The organism is Rudanella paleaurantiibacter (assembly GCF_009184635.1).
GTDB classification, from domain to species: Bacteria; Bacteroidota; Bacteroidia; order Cytophagales; family Spirosomataceae; genus Rudanella; species Rudanella paleaurantiibacter.
On sequence record NZ_WELI01000005.1, the window covers coordinates 347421 to 366799 of the forward strand.

A 19379-nucleotide genomic window follows, 5' to 3' on the forward strand; every position below is an offset into this window, starting at 1 on the left:
TATGGATAAGAAAATAGCTCAAGAACTAATAGAAAAAACGTTTAACAATGCTTTCAGCGAAGAGCAGTTCACCGTTTTTGCCAAAAACCTGTTGAATGATTTTGAAGACAAGCACAATCAGTATAGCGGAAACCTGATTTGGGATGACTACAAAGAACATATCAACACCTACAAACGCATTGGTAAGTACATTGACCCTGATGGCGAAGCATTGGACGTGCTGATTGTAGAAGTAAAAAGCGTTAACAAATTAGAACGGGCAAGAACCGCACTTCGCAACTTTGTCATCAAGCACCTGAGCAAGTTTGAAAAAGATTATGCCTTAGTGGCTTTTTACAGCAAGGAAGATAATGGAAACGACTGGCGATTCTCTTTCATCAAATTGGAATATCGTTCGGAACTGGACGAAGATAAAGGCAAGGTAAAAACCAAGAAAGAATTTACCCCTGCCAAACGCTATTCGTTTTTGGTGGGTAAATACGAAAAAGCCCATACCGCGAAAAATCAGTTGTTGCCTTTGTTGCAAAACATTTCCAACAACCCCACCATCGAAGAATTAGAAGCCGCCTTTAGTATTGAAAAGGTAACAGACGAATTCTTCAACCAATACAAAGACCTATACATTAAACTGTACGAGCATTTCGAAAATGACAATAAAGTAAAAGCAGCCATTAAGGAAGCAGGCATTGACAATGCCCGATTTACCAAAAAACTCCTGGGACAAATTGTGTTCCTGTATTTCTTACAGAAAAAAGGTTGGTTGGGTGTAGCTCAAAATGCTCGCTGGGGAACGGGCAAAAAACGTTTTGTCCAGGAATTGTTTGAGCAAGCACAAACTCAAAAACTCAACTTCTTTAAATACAAACTGCAATACCTGTTTTATGAAGCATTGGCAAAAGAACGGGACAACGAAAACTCGTATTACAAACGTTTCGATTGCCGCATTCCTTTTTTGAACGGTGGTTTATTTGAAGCCGATTACAACTGGCAAGAAGCCAATATCAGTATTCCTTCAACTCTGTTCAGGAACGAAGAAAAAAACAAAGCGGGTGATGTAGGGACGGGCATTTTAGACGTATTTGACCGATACAATTTTACCATTAAAGAAGATGAACCATTAGACAAAGAAGTAGCTGTTGACCCTGAAATGTTGGGGAAAGTGTTTGAGAATATGCTCGACATCACGGAGCGGAAAAGCAAAGGTGCTTTTTATACGCCCCGTGAAATTGTACATTATATGTGTCAGGAGAGCTTGGTTCATTATTTGGACAATGCCCTGAACAATGGCACCAGCAGTTATCAGGAATTGGGCTCTGACCAAACCAAACTTTTTGGCGGAAGCACCAACAAAAAAGGCAACCTGAAAATAGAACTGGAACACGGCAAGCAAATTCTTGTACCGAAAAAGGATATTGAACTGTTCATTCGTGAAGGGCATTTTGCCTTAGAAAATGATGAACGGGTAGCCACCAAAGGCGAAACAAAAACCTATCAGTACCAATTGCCCGAAAGTATTCGCAAAAATGCCGACCTGATTGACCAAAAACTGAGCAGCATAAAAATTTGTGACCCTGCCATAGGTTCGGGAGCTTTTCCTGTGGGCTTGTTGCACGAATTGGTAAACGCAATGTTGGTACTAAAACCCCATTTGAGTTACGATTACCTGACCGAGAAACTCAAAGGCTTTGGATTTACCCACCGGGAAAGCATCAGCGACAGCCGCTACATCTACCGCCTGAAACGCCATATCATACAAGAAAGTATTTATGGTGTGGATATTGACAGCTCTGCCATTGACATTGCCCGTTTGCGTTTGTGGTTAAGTTTGGTGGTGGACGAAGACGACCTTGACCCAATTGAAACACTTCCAAACTTGGATTATAAGATAGTATGTGGTAACTCTTTAATAGGAATACCAGCAAATGGAACAATACTAGATGGTAATGCTCAAAAACATTTAGAAGAATTTAAAGAACAATTCTACAATGAGACAGATGAAGGTGAAAAAAAGAAACAACGAAGTATCATAAATAAAAAAATTCAAGAGTTTCTAAAATCTACTTCTCAGTGGGCAGGTTATAACATAGATTTTGACTTTAAACTCTTTTTCTCAGAAGTGTGGCGAGAAAAGGGGGGCTTTGACGTGGTTATTGGGAATCCACCTTATGATGTTTATGAAGGAAAGAAATCTGATGAAATACCTACAATAAAGAAAATTGATATTTATGATATTGCCAAGTCAGGAAAACTCAATGCATATAAACTCTTCCTGGCTAAATCAATAAGGATTTTAAACGATGGGGGAATTTTTAATCAAATCTTTCAAAATTCATTTTTAGGTGACAATTCAGCAAAACTTCTTCGCAAACACTTTTTAACCGAACAAAAAATTATCAAAATTGACTCGTTTCCCGAAAGAGACGATTTAAATAAAAGGGTCTTCGTTTCTGCAAAAATGAGTGTTTGCATTCTATTTTCTCAAAACAAAAAATGTAATGAATATGACTTCCCATTATTTGTTTGGAGTGAAAGATGGATGGAGACTTCATATTCCTCAATATTCAGCAATAGAGAACTACTAGCTTTTGATAAAGAATCGTATGTTATTCCTTCAGTTTCCCAAGCTGAAAAAGATATTTTGAACAAAGTATCTAAATTAAAAAGATTTGGGAGTACTATAAACTGCTATCAAGGTGAAATAAATCTTTCAACGAACAAGTCGATAATTGTTCAAGAGCCTAAATCTAATACAATGCCATTAATAAAAGGAGCCGGGGTTCAAAAATGGCATTTACCTGAAAAAATGAGCCAAGGTGTAGTAGAGTATTTAATTCACAATGATTATTTGAGCCAAAACAAAGGAGAGAAGAGCACACATTTTAATTTTCCAAGAATTGTAATGCAAGGAATCACAGGGGTGGATGAAAAGCATAGAATTAAATCAACAATTCTTGAAAAGGGTTTCTTTTGTGGACACTCAATTAATTACATCTCGCTAAGAGATGTAACAGATTTATTAGCAAAATATTACTTGTCAATTTTAAATTCAGAATTTTCAAATTGGTTTTTCAAAAAGTTTAGCACTAACAGTAATGTAAACAGCTATGAAATTCATAATCTCCCATTGCCAATTTACTCCGATAGATTTTTACCTCTTTCAATTGTTTCATCATATTTATTGAACAAAAAAAAGTGGATTAACGAAGTGATATTTAATTTTTACGAGCACCTTATTAATTCTATTGTATATGAATTAGTGTTTCCTAAAGAAATCAAATCGGCAGGCAAAGAAATCCTAAAGCATTTGGGAGACCTGAAACCCATCACTGATGATATGAGCGAAGAAAAGAAACTTGCCATCATCCAAAGTGAGTTTGAGCGTTTGTACGACCCCAACCACCCTGTTCGCTTTGCCATAGAAACACTGGATAGCGTGGAAGAAGTAAGGATTATTAAGGAAGCTTTGAAATAGAATGCTATGAAGATTAAGAAAGTTGAAATACGGGATTATAAGGCATTCTACGGCTTAAATAAATTCAATGTAGAAGGCAAAAACCTGTTTATCTATGGCGAAAACGGAAGCGGTAAAAGTTCCTTTTACTATGCCTTGAAGGACTTTTTTCAGTCATCCACGGAAACATTGAGTTATGATGAAACCGAAAATATTTTCCTGACCAAAGCCCAAAAAAGCAAAGGTTTCATAAAAGTAACTTTCAATCCTGACCGAAGCGGAGCAGCCAATGACAAAACTTACACCGTCAAGAAATCATCAAAAGACACCTATGCCGCTGGAGATACAAGCATCCGTGATGCTATTAAGCTCAAAAGCTTTTTGACCTATAAACACCTGCTTTCCATTCATCACATCAAAAGAGACAATGAAATTGATTTGTTTGAATTGTTGGTTAAAGGCGTTCTCAAGCATTTCAAGAGTGTAGCCATCACAGGCACAAAGGAATTAGGTGAATTGTGGGATGATGTAGAAGTAGCGACTGGCAAAGAAACCAGTCAAGCATTTAACATAACCGCCAAAAAAAAGGAAGTAGATGAAGCTATTGACAAGTTCAACAAGGCATTCAAAAAGCTGTTTGATAAAACGAGCATTGAAAACATAATGAAGTTTACCCAACCCATCTTGGACAAGTTTGGGCACAACATAGAAATTGAACTCAATTACACACAAGCCAGACCCAATGCTGCATACAATGCAATTGAACGTAACTACGTAAGAGCCAAAGTGAAATACTTGGGCAAAGAAATCCCGAAACCACATATTTTTCTGAACGAAGCAAGACTTTCAGCCATTGCTATTTCCATTTACTTAGGAATGGTAAAAAGACACGTTCAAGGCATTCCTTGTAAAGTGCTTTTCTTAGATGATATTTTCATTGGGTTAGACATTTCAAACCGTTTGCCTTTGTTGAAAATCCTTGATGAAGAATTTCCGAATTACCAGGTTTTCATAACTACTTATGACAAACCGTGGTACGAGTTTGTAAAATCAACATACTTAGACGGCAATAATTCTTGGAAGAGTTTTGAATTTTATGCCCGAAGGACAAGAAAAGGATTTGAAATACCTATCATAAGAGAGAACAAATCAAACTCACACATACAAAACTACATTGATAAAGCTGAGTATTACTTTAATCAAGCTGACAACAAAGCCGCTGGTGTTTATCTGCGTTCCGCATTTGAGTTTATCCTAAAAAGATTTTGTTATGAGAAAGTCCCAGTTACGTTTAACTTGGATAGTTCAAAAATGAAAACAGACACATTTTGGAACGCATTGAAGAAATTCAAGCAAGACAAACCAACAAAATGTGGACTAACACCAGCGACAACAGCACAAATTGACCATTACACAAGCTTAGTATTAAATCCTTTGAGCCACCACGACATTAACAAGCACGAAATAACAACAGAAATACAGGGTGCATTGACAACAATAAAAACTTTAAAAGCGGAACTGAATGTATAAGCCAACCCTTCACAGCCACACACATTGCCAAGCCGCACAAGCCCACGCTACAACCCAAGCTTGGCAAAGAGTGTGTCTGTCCAGCCGCACCACCAAAACGGCCGACAAACCAGTGTACGAAAAAGAACACCGAACCGGTAACATGCGTTTGGCGTCATGCGGGGTGAAGTGCTTAAATTCAAGTTCAGTTTTTCAAATCAACTTTAGTGCTGGGTTGACAGTTTTGTGCTCCGAAATCCCGCACGAACGCCAAGCGCAAAAACGTTCCCTTTACAACATATAGCAACGAATCGAAAATCTATAGACTGCCTTAGGAGCCTGATGAGTGCCCTTTCGTTGCGTAGCCCTCCCAAAAACTTCACAATTCCCCTATCTTCGGCCAACAATACTAAACCACCATGCTCGCGCTTCAACACGTTCACCATATTGCCATTATTGGGTCAGATTATGAGGTTTCGAAACGGTTTTACACCAAAGTGCTGGGCCTGACGGTCATTCAGGAGGTGTACCGGGCCGAGCGGCAATCGTATAAGCTCGATCTGGCGCTCCATGGGCAGTACGTGATCGAGTTATTTTCGTTTCCCAATCCGCCCGCGCGGCCGTCGCGGCCCGAGGCCACGGGGCTGCGTCACCTTGCCTTCGCCGTTGCCGATGTGCAGGCGACCGTCGATGCCCTGCAAAAACACGGTATCGAGGCCGAACCCATCCGCACCGACGAGCTCACCGGCAAGACGTTTACGTTCATTGCCGATCCCGACGGCCTACCCATCGAATTTTACGCGTCGTAACGCAACCGGCTATGGTAACGCTTTTTCCACCTGATCGAGCGATACGCCCAGCACTTTGCGGGCTATTTCGTCGAGTTTGGCCCGGTTGCCGGTCAGGTGCAATACCGTGTGGGTATGTCGCAATGAGCCGCCCGGCCCTAAAAACGCACCCGGCGATACGCTTTCCAACTCATAAAACGGCCCCATCTGCGAGCCGTCGGCCAGCGGACCATCGTTGTACGCATTCACGGCATCGCCCAGGTACGGATCGGGCATCAGCTTCCAGGCCTGATTGAGGTACGTCCCGTCCTTGTCGACCTCGAACAACGTGAGCGTCAGCACCTCATTACCGGCATCGTAGCTACCGGCCACCGGCTTGGCCCGCTTGCCGGTAAGTCCAATTTTACCCCGACTTTTACCATCAGCCTTGAAGAATAGTACGCCGTTCTGGTACGTAATTCGTTCGGGCGGAATGGCCCCGAAATAATCGGTAGTGGCTACAGGACCCGTACCGGCTTGCTCGTATGGCACCACAATGGTTGTCTGGTCGCTGGGCATGAGCATATCGAGCACCCAGAGGCAGGGTGCCCCGGTTTCGCGTGTCCAGGCCGACGTACCGATATTAGTCAGTGCATTTTCGGTCAGATACCCAACCGGCCGGATATCGTCACCGAGTGCCATTCCGAGCGCTTCGCCCACCTGCTGCCGGGACAGCAACCGCACAGCCCGGTCGAGACGAATGGCAAGCTGCGTACCGCTGTAATTGAGCAGGGTGGCTTTTTTCTCCATCACCAGCTCGCGCGGCTGCCGCGACACCACGGTCCAGGGCTCCGTATCGATAGCCGCCGGGGTCTGCCAATTGGCAAACTCCATACGGGTACCGGGCTTGAAAAACAGGCTATATGGCCCTCCTTCCGGACCAAGCCACAACCGATTTTCACCCCCATAGGCATTCATGTGGGGTTGCGGCTCGCCCTCAAACGCTTTGTAGTTGATCCAGCCGAAACTTTGACCGGCCGCACCGTTGGCTGTTGAAGTAAATACCTTGCCCTGATACCGGGCCGACACAATCACCTGCGCCCGTGTATCGTCGGGATCGGTCAGGAGGGCCAAATCGGGGTCCTTGGCTTTTAGAAATTGGAGGTCGTACCCAAAGGTTCCGGGCTGATTCATGGTATCGGATGGTTGATTAGCCGACGTACAGGCCACCAACCCGGCCATCAGATACCAACAGGGCAACAGTCGGGCAGACTTCATACGGCAGTACGGCGTTTGGTGTAACGGTTAAGCTACCTTACAAACCACGCCATCCAGCTTTTCTAATCCCCGGATAAACGTATTGGCGGGGCTAACCTTCACCGTTCTGGACAACAAACTCACCTCGATCCGCTCATCGGGGTCCGACACGTTGAGCAAAAACGTGCAATTGCCGGGGTGAGCCGCTACCAGCTCATTGATTTGTGCGATCATCTGCGCGTTGACAGATTGTAGCGCCAGCGACACCCGAACTTCCTTGCACATTTTCTCGCGCATCTCGGTCAGCAGCCGGATGTTGGCTGCCTTAAACTCCAGTTGGTCGGAGTTCCAGCGGTTCTGGGTTTTGCCCGTCACATGCAGGAAACGCCCCAGCTCAATGTATTGGCCCATTCGGACGTAATCTTCGCCAAACAGGGTCATTTCCATCGAGCCAGAATAGTCTTCCAGCTTGAAAATCACAAACGGGTTTCCGTTTTTGGCAATCCGCTGCATCACCGACGAAACAATACCCGCAACTTTGATTTCGGGCGTCCTGACTTCGTACACCTTGTCGAGCGTACAATTGCAGAAACCGTCTATTTCAAGCTTGAACTCATCAAGCGGGTGGCCCGTGATGTAGAAGCCAACAACGTCTTTTTCAAACTTAAGCTTCTCAATCTGATTCCATTCGGGCACCACCGGCGGCTTGGGCTTCGGAATCATGGGGTCTCCACCAGCCCCTCCAAACAACGACTGCTGACTCGCCGATTTTTCGGCGTGGTAATTGTTCGCGTACCGGATAATCTTTTCCAGATACGTACCCGTTTCGCCCGCTGGCACTTCGAAATACTGAGCCCGGTGGTATTCGTCCAGCGCATCAAAAGCACCGGCATACGCCAGCGATTCGAGGGTCTTCTTGTTCACCGTCCTGAGGTTTACCCGCACCGCAAAATCAAAGATGTCTCCATACGGGCCACCTGCTTTCCGCTCCTCAATAATCGCTTCCACAGCGGCATCACCTGCTCCTTTAATACCACCCAGACCAAAGCGGATTTCGCCTTTTTTATTAACGCCAAATACGCGCTCCGATTCGTTTACATCCGGCCCCAGTACCGGAATACCCAGCGCCTTACATTCTTCGAGGAAGAACGTAATCTTTTCGATGTTGCCCAGGCAGGACGTCAAAACGGCCGCCATGTACTCGGCCGGGTAATACGTTTTCAGGTAGGCCGTCTGGTAAGCGACAAAGGCGTAGCAGGTTGAGTGCGATTTATTGAAAGCGTACGAAGCAAAGGCTTCCCAGTCGGTCCAGACTTTTTCGCAGATTTTCAGGTTCAGTCCATTGGCTTTGCAGCCATCCATAAACTTACCTTTCATCTTATCCAGTACGTCCTTCTGCTTCTTACCCATCGCCTTCCGAAGCACGTCGGCGTCGCCTTTGGTAAAGTTGCCGAGCTTCTGCGACAAGAGCATCAGCTGCTCCTGATACACCGTAATACCGTACGTATCAGCCAGATACTCCTCCATTTCGGGGAGGTCGTACTTCACTTCTTCACGACCATGCTTCCGGTTAATAAACGTCGGGATATACTGAATCGGGCCGGGCCGGTACAGGGCGTTCATGGCAATCAGGTCCTCAAACCGGTCGGGCTTCAGGTCCTTCATGTACTTCTTCATCCCGTCGGATTCGAACTGGAAAATGGCGTTGGTTTCGCCCCGTTGAAACAGTTCGTAGGCTTTCGGGTCATCAAGCGGAATATCATCAATATCCGTCTCAACGCCGTTCACAAACAGCCCCCCGTGGTTTTGCTTCACCAACCGCAGGCACTCCTTAATGATGGTGAGGTTTCGTAACCCCAGAAAGTCCATCTTGATGACCCCCGCATCCTCAATTACTTTACCCTCATACTGGGTGATAATCAGGTTGGTATCTTTGGAGGTTGATACCGGAACGATGTTCGACAGGTCGTCGGGGGCAATGATGATGCCGGCCGCGTGAACGCCCGTGTTCCGTACTGTTCCTTCGAGCCGACGCGCCTGCTGAAGCACGTTCTGAACCTTCTCGGTATCAATTAGCTTCATGGCCCGCCCCACGCTCTGATCGCCTGCTTCGAGCGCCCGCATCCGCTTCACATTTTCGACTTCTTCGGGTTGGATCAGGTTAGACAAACCACCCGGCCCATCGATCGGATCTTCAAAAATCCGCCGGAGCGTCATGTTGTACGTCGGCTTGTCGGGCACCAATTTAGCGAGTGCGTTGGCGTCGTTGAGGGGCAGGTCCATCACCCGCGACACATCTTTAATGGCCGATTTGGCCGCCATCGTACCGTATGTCACAATAGCCGCCACCTGCTGCTTACCGTACTTCTGCACCACATAATCAATCACCTTCTGCCGACCTTCGTCGTCAAAGTCCGTATCAATATCGGGCATTGACTTCCGGTCGGGGTTCAGGAACCGTTCAAAAAGCAGGTCGTATTTAATCGGGTCAATGTTCGTAATACCGATGCAATACGCCACGGCGCTCCCGGCAGCCGAGCCACGGCCCGGCCCTACCATCACGCCCAAATCCCGGCCAGCCTTGATAAAGTCAGCCACAATGAGGAAGTAGCCGGCAAAGCCCATTGTCTTGATTGTGAACAACTCAAAATCAAGACGTTCCTGCACGTGCGATTCAATCTCGCCGTACCGCTTGCGGGCCCCTTCGTACGTCAGGTGCTTCAGGAATTCCCACTGATTGGCAACGTCGTCGTCGTGAATTTGAAACTCATTGGGAATCGGGAAGTTAGGCAGCAGAATATCCCGTTTCAGCTTGAGCGTTTCTACCTTATCGACAATCTCGTTGGTGTTGTCGATGGCCTGCGGCAAGTCATGAAACAAGGTGCTCATCTCCTGCGTGTTCTTGAAGTAGAACTGATCGGAGAAGAAGGCAAACCGGGTGTTTTTGGGCATCACCTCGTCGTCGCTGAATTCCTTCATCGACGGCGTACTTTGCTTTTCACCGGTGTTTACGCACAGCAGAATATCGTGGGCCACCCAATCATCACGGTCCACGTAGTGCGAGTCGTTGGAGGCAATAATTTTTACATTATGCTTCACCGCAAACTTCACCAGCACTTCATTAGCCTTGATCTGATCGGGAATCTCGTGGCGTTGTAGCTCCACGTAATAGTCTTCACCAAACCGGTCGAGCCACCATTTAAATTCTTTTTCTCCCTCTGCTTCCCCTTTTTTCAGAATTGTTTTGGGCACAATGGCACCAATACAGCAGGTGGTAGCAATAAGGCCCTCTTTGTATTTATCAATCAGCTCCTTGGTTACGCGGGGGTATTTACCATAAAGGCCCTCCATGTAGCCCAGTGAGCATAACTTCACCAGGTTTTTGTAGCCGGTTGGGTTTTTGGCAAGCAAAAGCTGGTGGTATCGCACATCTTTTTGCTCTTTGGTGAATTGCTTACGGGTATGATCTTCCACCACGTAAAACTCGCACCCGACAATAGGCTTAATTCCCTGCTTGGCCGCTTCGGCTACAAACTCAAACACACCAAACATATTACCGTGATCGGTGATGGCCACCGCAGGCATATTGTCGGCCTTTGCTTTTTTGATAAGCTTCTTGATATCAGCCTGTCCGTCGAGCAGGGAGTATTGAGTGTGGCAATGAAGGTGAGAGAACTGCATAAATGACCTGATTTACTGGCCTAAAATTACGGGTTTTGTCTGTGTCTTCAGTTATAAAAATTGGTGAACCCGTAACCTACCTCAAAGCCAGTCTGTAAAGGGCGGGCTTCCATCCATTTAGCTACTTTCTTTCTGGCCAATCCATACAGAAAACATAATTGTTTATGTCTGAAGTTAACAGACCCATTAATTTTGTGAAACCCATAAAAGTTTTTACTCCAACAAATAAGCAGCTTCTGCGTTACGTCCTGCACGAAGCAGAGGTGCATTCTTTTAGGTAAAAAATACACTCGTTAGAATAAATAACCTGTTTTTGAAAACTCAATATATGTTCATTAGTATTATTAAGAATCCTCTTCACATGGAGGTTTAGAGGTGCTACCACCCATCACAAAGTTGGGCTTTTTATGCAGCTCAAAAATTTTTTTTACAATCGCGATTACATTTCGACCTCCTCAAACGACTGATATATGTCAGGTACGAAACGGACACTAAACAGCTTATCGGATACCGACCTTTTGGCGGGTATCAAAACAGGTGATGGCATTGAACGAGCCATGCGGTTCATTTATCAATCTCATTACCGGATGCTGGAAAGCTATGTGTGCAATAATAGTGGTGACCCGGACGACGCAGCCGATTTGATTCAGGAGGTAATGGTTACGTTTATCGAATTGGTGCAGAAAGACAAGTTTCGGGGTGAGACAACGGTAAAATCGTTTTTATACACCCTCACCCGGAATTTGTGGATCAGCGAATTGCGCAAGCGCGGCAATGACGCCAAGCGCAATGAGGAATTTGAAACGAGCCGGGACACTCTCGAAGCTGATGCCGCTCAGTATGTGATGTATAAGGAAGCTCAGAAAACTATAGTGGCTTTGTTTGATAAACTCGGAGCCGTCTGTAAGCAGATTCTGACCTTGTTTTACTACGAAGATCTTTCGATGAAAGAGATTCTGGAACGTACTGAATATGATAACGAACAGGTTGTTCGGAATCGAAAGTATAAATGCTTGAAGGAGTTAACGGATCTGGTAAATTCCTCGCCAGCCACTTTTGATAACATAAAAGCTGCGTTGCAGCGCACCAAATGACATGGAACAGCTCGAACGGATTGATCGGTATTTAGACCGAACATTACCTGTTGATGAAGCAGATAATCTGGAGCAAATGCTTCAGATAGACTTCGAGTTGCAAAGTCTTCTGGATCGGGTTACAATCGTCAAAGACGCCGTCCGGTCGGCAGGCCTTCGCAATCAGGTTCGCGATCTGCACTTCCAGTTTATGCACGAACTGGATCTGGATCAACCCGGTGATGACATGCCCGAATCGGCACCCGAGAAAGCCATAGTACGGCCACTTTGGTACCAGCAGCCCGTCCGGTGGACAGCCCGGATTGCCGCCAGTGGGTTGTTGCTCCTGCTCGGTTATGGTACGTTCCAGTACGCAACAACAAATGTGGGCACCCTGTATAGTGCCAAGTTTATTCAGTACGAATTGCCCAATACAAGGGGCACTGAGGAAGCCAAAACACCCTTGGATGCTCTTTATCAGGAAGGAAATTACGATGCGGTCATCGAGCGGTTTATGACCTCTCCGACGCAGTCGCAGCGAGATCAGTTTCTGACGGCAATGGCCTATTTACAAAAAGAGCAATATGGCCAGGCTATTGAGCGATTTGACGCCCTGAGGGCGCTCAATGGGCGAACCAACCGGCAATTATTTGAACAGGAAAGCGACTACTACATGGCGTTGGCTTACCTGGGCGACGAGCGAATTGATGAAGCCTATTCGCTCTTTAAGAAGATCAAAAACACCCCTCGTCACCTCTACAACCAGAACGTGACGGAGCAGGATTTGTGGAAACTAAACCTGTTGCGGTGGAAAAAGTAATATGAAGTTATATCATATGGGTTAGGTAATTCGGAAAGGTCACTGTGCAATCGCAGTGACTTTTTTTTGTTTCATCAGCCGCCAGGCGCCCCCTCCCATTAGCAACAATGCAACGGCCAGCAGACCGATGGTTCGGGCATTGAACGGCGCTTCTGGTTCGGACGGAGAGCCGATAAATACCAGGTGCGACCAGTACTGGGGCGAGTGAAACTGGGCGTAACGGCCATCGCGCAGCAGGTCGAGTTTGGCCAGTTGTAACGAACGTGCTACAGAGTTGCCCTCGCGCAGGTGGCAGTAAAACTTCATACTGATATAGGCCGTTGCCCGGTCCTCAGCTTTCCAGAGCGAGGTGATCAGGTTTGGGCAACCCGCATACGAAAGCGCACGCGACAAACTCATAACTCCCTCCCCATCGATCAGCTGCCCGCTGGCGGTTTCGCAGGCACTCAGAAAGATAAGTTTGGCCCGATCAAACACACCAAACTGCAACTCATGGGCATACAGCCGATTGTCGGCCGATTGCGGAGTAAACGCAATAAACGAACGGGAAGGCTGCCCATCATTAGCAACTGCGTGTGTAGCCAGGTGAATAACCGATGCCTCTTTGGCCAATTCGAGAAACCGGCTTTTGGTAGCCTCCGTATTCAACAGCTTAATACCTTCCAGGCTACTTACCTCCTGCCCCGAAGCAGGCAATGGCTCAAAACCTCCCAAATTGGTACTATGGTTAAACGGCGCAACCGACAGGACAAGGCCATCTTCCAACTGCGGAATGGCCTCGACCCGCAAAAAAGCCGTTGAATATTGGTACGTAATATCAAACCGCTCAACTAAATACTGCTGCTGGGCATTTTCAAGTACGTCAAATGACAGCTGAGTCAGGTCACCGTGCGGAATCACAATGAGCGATTGTACCCCCTTCAGATCTTTTTCCAGGGGCTTTATCAGGCGGTCGTACAGGTATCGTGCACTCGTAACACCGGGGTATTGCTCACCGGGAATAACTTGTTTCAGGGTGCCAATCAGCCCCCGTAAATGATGCCGAAAAACCGAATCGTTGGGCGTCCTGAAAAGCCGGAGCTGATCATCCGTCAGCAAAAACGTGTACGTCATCTGGTCAGTCTGGAAATACGACACAATGGCTCTACGCGGATTCAAAACCTTCTGCCGGAGCATCTGCACATTGACTGAATCAGTCCCAAATTTTTTCTGATAGTAATCTGGATAGTCGTGTAATCGATCGGCCAGGCGTGACAACTCTACTTCTTTGTCCCGGATCTGCCCCCGAATTTGCGCGACTTCGCTCTGGGTGCTTGAGCGGTCGAGCCGCATAAATAGGTGAGAAATGGCAAACCTCAGGTTTCGCTCCTGCTGCAGCAGCGAATCGGGGATTCCGGTATTGGCCTTGCTCTCGTTTTCTTTCTGCCCGATATACAATACGGCCGCTTTGCCTTGCTCACACCGCCGAAAGGCTTTTTCGAGATACTTCGGATTATTGGTACGGTCATAGGCGTAAACCAGCAATGTAACAGCCCGCTGTAACACCGGATATCCTTTATTGACCACAAACAACCGGCTCTGCTCAGTATCAAACGACTTTTCGATGTAGTTGGCCAGATTCAGAGCCGACCGGTAGGTACTTACGGCCATTTCCATGGCGCGTACATCGCCCGACAATCGGGCTATTTTTTCCAGACTCGCTGCTTTGGCGGCCAAACTTTCGAAAAGCAGGAAGCTGGTAAAATCACCGTTGAAATGCGTGGGGTTTGCCTGCGGATTGGGGTCGTTAAAATCGTAGTCTAACTGAATAATAGCCTGCTGATAAAGTGTAACGGCTTGCCGGTACTGTGCTTGCTCGGCGGCTACATCTCCCAGTAATTTGTAGCTAAGTCCCAGGTTTTTATTTTTTGTAGAAGCCTGATTCTGCGAGAGCTGACGCTCATACTTCTGCATAGCCTGAGTCAGGATTTGCGTAGCCCGGTCGTACTCCTGCAATTGAATGTAGGCCCGGGCCAACGTATTTTCGTACAGAATCTGGTAACGATCTTCAATAGGCCCAATCTGCTTGAGATAGTACAGCGCCTGCTTAGGGTCTTTCTTACCTACGTAGGTGATGCCCAGATTAATGAGCAACTCGGCCCGGTTGTTATGCAGTGGCAACAACTTTTTGTACAGATTGGCAGCCGACTCGTACTGTTCCAGGTGCAGCAGGGCCGAAGCAATGTTGCTGGTGTAACGAACAAAAAAGTCGTTTTTCCGTCCACCCTTCTGCTGCTCATTCAGTTGCAGTGCTTTCTGAAAATAATTGATACTCTGCTGGTAGTTGCCTGCTTCGTAGTACAACACCCCAAACGAGTTATACAATCGTTGGGCTTCGGGCAGGTGCGGGTTCCGCAGGTAGATTTGCTCGGCTTTCTCGTAGTAATACGTCGACGAATCGAATGCGTGCAGGTAGTAGTGGGCCGTACCAGCGTAAAGGTAGGGTTTGAAGAGCAGGGTATCGGGCAACCGAAACCGATTGCCAATCTGAATAGACCGCTGATATAACCGTAAAGCTTCGGATTGCCGGTTATCGTCCTGATTTATGATCCCCGCGTATAGATAACTGCTGGTGAGCAGCCGGGCCGAAGCAGGCTCTGGCTTTACAAGCGACGTAACTTTCAGGAAGTTGGCTAACGCGGTGCTGTCTGAACGTTCGTCAGGGACAGGTTGGCTAAACTGGCTCAGCGCATACGCGTAAACCCGTTCGGCCACCCGCAGTTTGGCCTCCGTCTGGGCGAAGAGTGTCCCGACGTACCAACAACCTACCCATAGCAAACAAATTACGTATGGTCTTTTCATAACCTTCCCTTCGGGGCAAAGTTATAAAAAGAAGCAGGTTAAACTTAATTAGTCTAACCTGCTTTGTCTATGATTTGTATAAATTTTGTTAAACAAACTTCCGACTAGGGTCCAACGATGATAATATCGGGTGGACGTGGACGTGATGAGTCTTCGGCTATATCTTCAGCCTCATAGTTAAGTGATTGGGCGGTGGGCAGACTTGGCGTTGCCTGACGGAAGGTAGCAAACGTTTTTACATCAGCCTTCGCAATCAGGTTACCCGGTACTGCACTCATTTTGCTGTAGTAATGGAGCCGCACGTCGATGTAGTTGAGCGACTTTTTACTCGCATCGTTCATTCGGTAATAAATCCGAAATATCTGCACGGTACCATCAGCCGGTTTTTGCCCGAATGCACCATTCAGCACCGTTTTACGCAGGTTTATAGCACCGGTAACCTTATCAATGTCAACGCCTTTGGGCTTTTTCATCCGACTATCGAGCACGGTCGCTACCGCGGCATCATCGTCGTCCAGAAACTCCCCGGCAGCCGCCATTTTTTTGTTTTGCTGTCCATTATAGAATGGCATAGCCAAGTCGTCTCCTTCGGTTAGGTTATAAATCCGGCTTCGGTAGTTAATACCCGAAATCGTAATGTACGTCGTGCAGGTATCTTTTGACCCTTTAGCCGTGTACCAGACCCGGTACGTAAGGCCCGACTCACTTTGGTTTACGTCAATGGCTCCGGTTTGTGGGTTGATCGATAAACCCTTCGGAAAAGCGCCGTAGGTACCTGCCCGTGAACTTTTGGGTCGTTCGGCATAATTGGATTTCTGCTCGTTGTAATAAAAAACAGAATCGGTGTAAACAAACGAATTACAGGCTGTTTCTCGGGCGATTCGAGCCGAAGTTTCGGGGGTAATTTGGGCATCTGGATTCATCTGTTCACAACCTAACAAGGTCCAGACTACTGATACAAATGCAGACAAAAGCGAAAATGAACGTTTTTTCATGACTATGTTATTTCAATGGGTTTGTTACCCTTATGGGTCGATTCTGATGAACAGAATGTAATCGACGTGCAGCAACTTTTTCCACAAATCGATTTGACCCATTGACACATAGTCACTCAATTGGTCATTACGCTTTCGCTACGGGATTGGGCATGGCTGTCAGCATGTTATCAATATCGACATGTTCGTTGAGTAAGACCCGGGCATTGAATATTTCCCAGAATAACTCATCCGAAACCTGATAATATTTTTGCAGCCTGATCATATCCTTGATACTTTCTTTTAGCGGCTGCGGGTCACTTGTCGGGGGTTTGGAATACAGGGGTTGCATAGCTTGTGTCTGGTTTTGTTGTACATGCATGCGCGACATACTAAACTCGCTCATTTATAGAGTGTTTCGTCATATAACATTAAAATTAATGCTTCCTTGCAGAGTACAAGCTCTGGAGCCTCTCAAGGGCCTATTCCTAAAATTTATCTTAGAAACTTGCAACCCGACGAACCGACGGTTTCCTTTGACTCTGAATGTAATCCAAAGACGATCATGCAAAAGACATGCCTGAAAATTACCGTATTAGGTTTCGCGCTGCTCGGAGCAACCCTGGCCCAGGCATCCACTATTCAGCCTAAGCCCAAACCCAAAAAACTGGTGATGGCCTGGGAAACCGATACCACCCTGCGTGTGCCCGAGTCGGTACTGTACGACCCGGCTGGTCGGGTATTATTTGTGGCTAACATCGACGGAAAACCCGACGGTCTCGATGGCAACGGCTTTATCTCCAAAGTGGGCCTCGACGGTAAAATCCAGAATCTTCGCTGGACATCGGGCCTTAATGCACCCAAAGGAATGGGGCTCCACCGGAACCGCTTATACGTAACCGATGTGTACCGGCTCGTAGTAATCAACACTACTACCGGACAGGCGGAGAAAACATACGATGCCGTCGACACCAAAAACGCGTTTCTGAACGATGTTACAGTCGCCAAAGATGGAACGGTGTACGTATCAGACAGCCGTTTCGACAAAATCTACCGGCTCAAAGACGACAAGTGGGAAGTCTGGATGGAAGGCGAAACCCTGAACAAGCCGAACGGCCTATTGGCCGTTGGCAACGACAAGCTGATGATCGGCAGTACCAAGCTGGGAGCGTTGCAGGCCGTAGATGTGAAAACCAAAACGATTACGCCCGTTGCCAACGGAATGGCGGCAACGGACGGCATCGTAGCCGATGGCAAAGACAACTACCTGGTTTCGGACTGGAACGGCCAGATTTTTTACGTCGACGGCAAAGGCGAGAAACAACAGTTGCTCGATTCACGCGAACAAAAGGTAAACACAGCCGACATTGAATATGTACCGGGTCAGAAGCTGTTGCTCGTCCCTACATTCTTCAAAAATAAGGTGGTTGCGTACCGGGTTGAATAAGCAGAACAGACAACTGGAAAGCCCTCCAACACAAACCGTTTGTGTTGGAGGGCTTTCCAGTTGTAAAACATACAGTGAATAATGCCCCGGCCATTAACTGGCAGTTGGCTCATTTTACGTCGTTCATTTACACACTCTCTTCCTCGCCTGTCATGGGGCTAAGCAGGCTATTCAGAGCCTCGGTGACCCGATCATTGCCAAAGCCGGCCATAGCCTCATCCATATGCTGCACAATCCGGTCGTTCATCAGGTTACCGATGCTGCCTTCGTGCGTGTGGTTGAGCTGACGGGGGGCCGTGTACGTATGTTCGGCAATCTCCTTGCCTACAGCCTGATAAGCCTCCCTGAACGGCACCCCCTGCAATACCAATTCATTGACCCGCTCCACACTGAACAGCAAATCGTACCGCTCACTATCGAGCAGGTTTGGCTTCACTTCCAGGTTTTCGAGCATGAAGGCCGTGATGTTTAAGCAATCGAGTAATTCATCGAATGCCGGCATCAGTACCTCTTTGAGCAACTGCATATCGCGGTGATACCCCGACGGCAGGTTACTCATCACGAGTGTCACCTCCATAGGTAACGCTTTCAGGCGGTTGGTTTTGGCCCGCAGCAGTTCGGCCACATCAGGGTTCTTTTTGTGGGGCATGATGCTGCTTCCCGTCGTGAGGGCGTCGGGCAGGGTCAGGAACCCGAAATTCTGGCTGTTGTACAGGCAAATATCCATAGCCATGCGCGACAGCGTAGCCGCCACCGACGCCAGTGCATTCAGGGCGATCTGTTCAGTTTTGCCCCGGCTCATCTGGGCATAAACCACGTTTACGTGCATGCCTTCAAAACCCAAAAGCTCAGTCGTAAGCGTACGGTTGAGCGGAAACGACGAGCCGTAGCCCGCGCCCGACCCCAGTGGATTGCGGTTGGCAAAGCGGTAGGCCGTCTGGAGGGTCAGCATATCGTCGGCAAGGCCCTCGGCATACGCCCCAAACCACAGCCCAAACGACGAAGGCATGGCAATCTGCAAGTGCGTATAGCCCGGCAGCAAATCGGCCTTGTGCATTTCGGAGCGGGCCACCAGCTGATCGAACACACGCCGGGTGGCCTCAGTAACAGCCCAAAGTCGATTCCGGGTAAAGAGCTTCATGTCGACCAGCACCTGATCGTTGCGGGAGCGCCCGGCATGAATTTTCTTACCAATATCGCCCAGTTGGCGGGTCAGCAGCAGTTCAACCTGCGAATGCACATCTTCGACCCCTTCTTCGATTTCAAACTCACCAGCCTCAATTTCGCCATAAATAGCGAGTAGCTGCGCCTTGAGCAGCAGTAATTCCTGCCCATTGAGCAGGCCAATTTGCTGGAGCATGGTGGCGTGGGCAATATTCCCCAACACATCGAACGGAGCCAGATAAAGATCCATTTCGCGGTCGCGCCCCACGGTAAACCGTTCAATTTGGTCGTCAGTAACGACCCCTTCTTTTTGCCAGAGTTTCAAGACGTAATGGGCGAACGAGTGGATGGGTGAATGAGTGAATTGGCAATGGGGACCCATTTTTTCGGGTGCC

The 19379-nt window shown here is 47.3% G+C and carries 12 protein-coding genes; 6 read left to right on the forward strand and 6 right to left on the reverse strand.

Annotated features, from left to right (window positions below):
* The first annotated feature begins 1 nt into the window (after position 1).
* The 3 genes from F5984_RS13655 to gloA2 all read left to right on the forward strand — a co-directional run bounded on the left by F5984_RS13655 (position 2) and on the right by gloA2 (position 5769).
* Positions 2-3472, forward strand: a complete 3471-nt coding sequence (locus tag F5984_RS13655) for an Eco57I restriction-modification methylase domain-containing protein (protein WP_152124812.1) — start codon at positions 2-4, stop codon at positions 3470-3472.
* A 6-nt stretch (positions 3473-3478) separates the two neighbouring features.
* Positions 3479-4981, forward strand: a complete 1503-nt coding sequence (locus F5984_RS13660; protein WP_152124813.1) for an AAA family ATPase — start codon at positions 3479-3481, stop codon at positions 4979-4981.
* 398 nt (positions 4982-5379) lie between these two features.
* On the forward strand, positions 5380-5769 hold the full coding sequence (gene gloA2, locus F5984_RS13670) for an SMU1112c/YaeR family gloxylase I-like metalloprotein (protein WP_152124815.1): 390 nt from the start codon (positions 5380-5382) through the stop codon (positions 5767-5769).
* Between the two features lie 9 nt (positions 5770-5778).
* On the opposite strand, the gene F5984_RS13675 is transcribed toward gloA2, so the two are convergent.
* Together F5984_RS13675 and dnaE are read right to left on the reverse strand one after the other, a co-directional pair.
* Positions 5779-7005 (reverse strand): DUF6786 family protein, encoded by a 1227-nt coding sequence (locus tag F5984_RS13675; protein WP_152124816.1) that lies wholly within the window; start codon positions 7003-7005, stop codon positions 5779-5781.
* 27 nt (positions 7006-7032) lie between these two features.
* Entirely contained in the window at positions 7033-10665 is a 3633-nt protein-coding gene (dnaE, locus tag F5984_RS13680) for a DNA polymerase III subunit alpha (protein ID WP_152124817.1), read from the reverse strand.
* Positions 10666-11135: 470 nt separating this feature from the next.
* On the opposite strand from dnaE, the gene F5984_RS13685 reads away from it, so the two are divergent.
* The gene (locus F5984_RS13685; RefSeq protein ID WP_152124818.1) at positions 11136-11759 is read left to right on the forward strand and encodes an RNA polymerase sigma factor; all 624 of its coding nucleotides are present in this window, start codon (positions 11136-11138) and stop codon (positions 11757-11759) included.
* Position 11760: 1 nt separating this feature from the next.
* The gene (locus F5984_RS13690; RefSeq protein WP_152124819.1) at positions 11761-12558 is read left to right on the forward strand and encodes a tetratricopeptide repeat protein; all 798 of its coding nucleotides are present in this window, start codon (positions 11761-11763) and stop codon (positions 12556-12558) included.
* 39 nt (positions 12559-12597) lie between these two features.
* Here the strand turns inward: F5984_RS13690 and F5984_RS13695 are convergent, their stop codons facing one another.
* The 3 genes from F5984_RS13695 to F5984_RS13705 form a co-directional block, all read right to left on the reverse strand.
* Positions 12598-15399 (reverse strand): CHAT domain-containing protein, encoded by a 2802-nt coding sequence (locus F5984_RS13695; protein ID WP_152124820.1) that lies wholly within the window; start codon positions 15397-15399, stop codon positions 12598-12600.
* Positions 15400-15503: 104 nt separating this feature from the next.
* On the reverse strand, positions 15504-16394 hold the full coding sequence (locus tag F5984_RS13700; protein WP_152124821.1) for a hypothetical protein: 891 nt from the start codon (positions 16392-16394) through the stop codon (positions 15504-15506).
* A gap of 127 nt (positions 16395-16521) precedes the next feature.
* Positions 16522-16725: a hypothetical protein gene (locus F5984_RS13705; protein ID WP_152124822.1), complete on the reverse strand. Its 204-nt coding sequence runs from the start codon at positions 16723-16725 to the stop codon at positions 16522-16524.
* A gap of 213 nt (positions 16726-16938) precedes the next feature.
* On the opposite strand from F5984_RS13705, the gene F5984_RS13710 reads away from it, so the two are divergent.
* A complete protein-coding gene (locus F5984_RS13710; protein ID WP_152124823.1) occupies positions 16939-17820 on the forward strand; it encodes an SMP-30/gluconolactonase/LRE family protein in 882 nt (293 codons plus the stop codon).
* Positions 17821-17947: 127 nt separating this feature from the next.
* Here the strand turns inward: F5984_RS13710 and argH are convergent, their stop codons facing one another.
* On the reverse strand, positions 17948-19309 hold the full coding sequence (argH, locus tag F5984_RS13715) for an argininosuccinate lyase (protein WP_152124824.1): 1362 nt from the start codon (positions 19307-19309) through the stop codon (positions 17948-17950).
* Between the last annotated feature and the right edge of the window lie 70 nt (positions 19310-19379).

Bases quoted from the DNA above. Each gene is read 5' to 3' on its own strand.
- F5984_RS13655 (WP_152124812.1), top strand. From the start codon at position 2: ATGGATAAGAAAATAGCTCAAGAACTAATAGAAAAAACGTTTAACAAT.
- F5984_RS13660 (WP_152124813.1), top strand. From the start codon at position 3,479: ATGAAGATTAAGAAAGTTGAAATACGGGATTATAAGGCATTCTACGGC.
- gloA2 (WP_152124815.1), top strand. From the start codon at position 5,380: ATGCTCGCGCTTCAACACGTTCACCATATTGCCATTATTGGGTCAGAT.
- F5984_RS13675 (WP_152124816.1), bottom strand. From the start codon at position 7,005: ATGAAGTCTGCCCGACTGTTGCCCTGTTGGTATCTGATGGCCGGGTTG.
- dnaE (WP_152124817.1), bottom strand. From the start codon at position 10,665: ATGCAGTTCTCTCACCTTCATTGCCACACTCAATACTCCCTGCTCGAC.
- F5984_RS13685 (WP_152124818.1), top strand. From the start codon at position 11,136: ATGTCAGGTACGAAACGGACACTAAACAGCTTATCGGATACCGACCTT.
- F5984_RS13690 (WP_152124819.1), top strand. From the start codon at position 11,761: ATGGAACAGCTCGAACGGATTGATCGGTATTTAGACCGAACATTACCT.
- F5984_RS13695 (WP_152124820.1), bottom strand. From the start codon at position 15,399: ATGAAAAGACCATACGTAATTTGTTTGCTATGGGTAGGTTGTTGGTAC.
- F5984_RS13700 (WP_152124821.1), bottom strand. From the start codon at position 16,394: ATGAAAAAACGTTCATTTTCGCTTTTGTCTGCATTTGTATCAGTAGTC.
- F5984_RS13705 (WP_152124822.1), bottom strand. From the start codon at position 16,725: ATGCAACCCCTGTATTCCAAACCCCCGACAAGTGACCCGCAGCCGCTA.
- F5984_RS13710 (WP_152124823.1), top strand. From the start codon at position 16,939: ATGCAAAAGACATGCCTGAAAATTACCGTATTAGGTTTCGCGCTGCTC.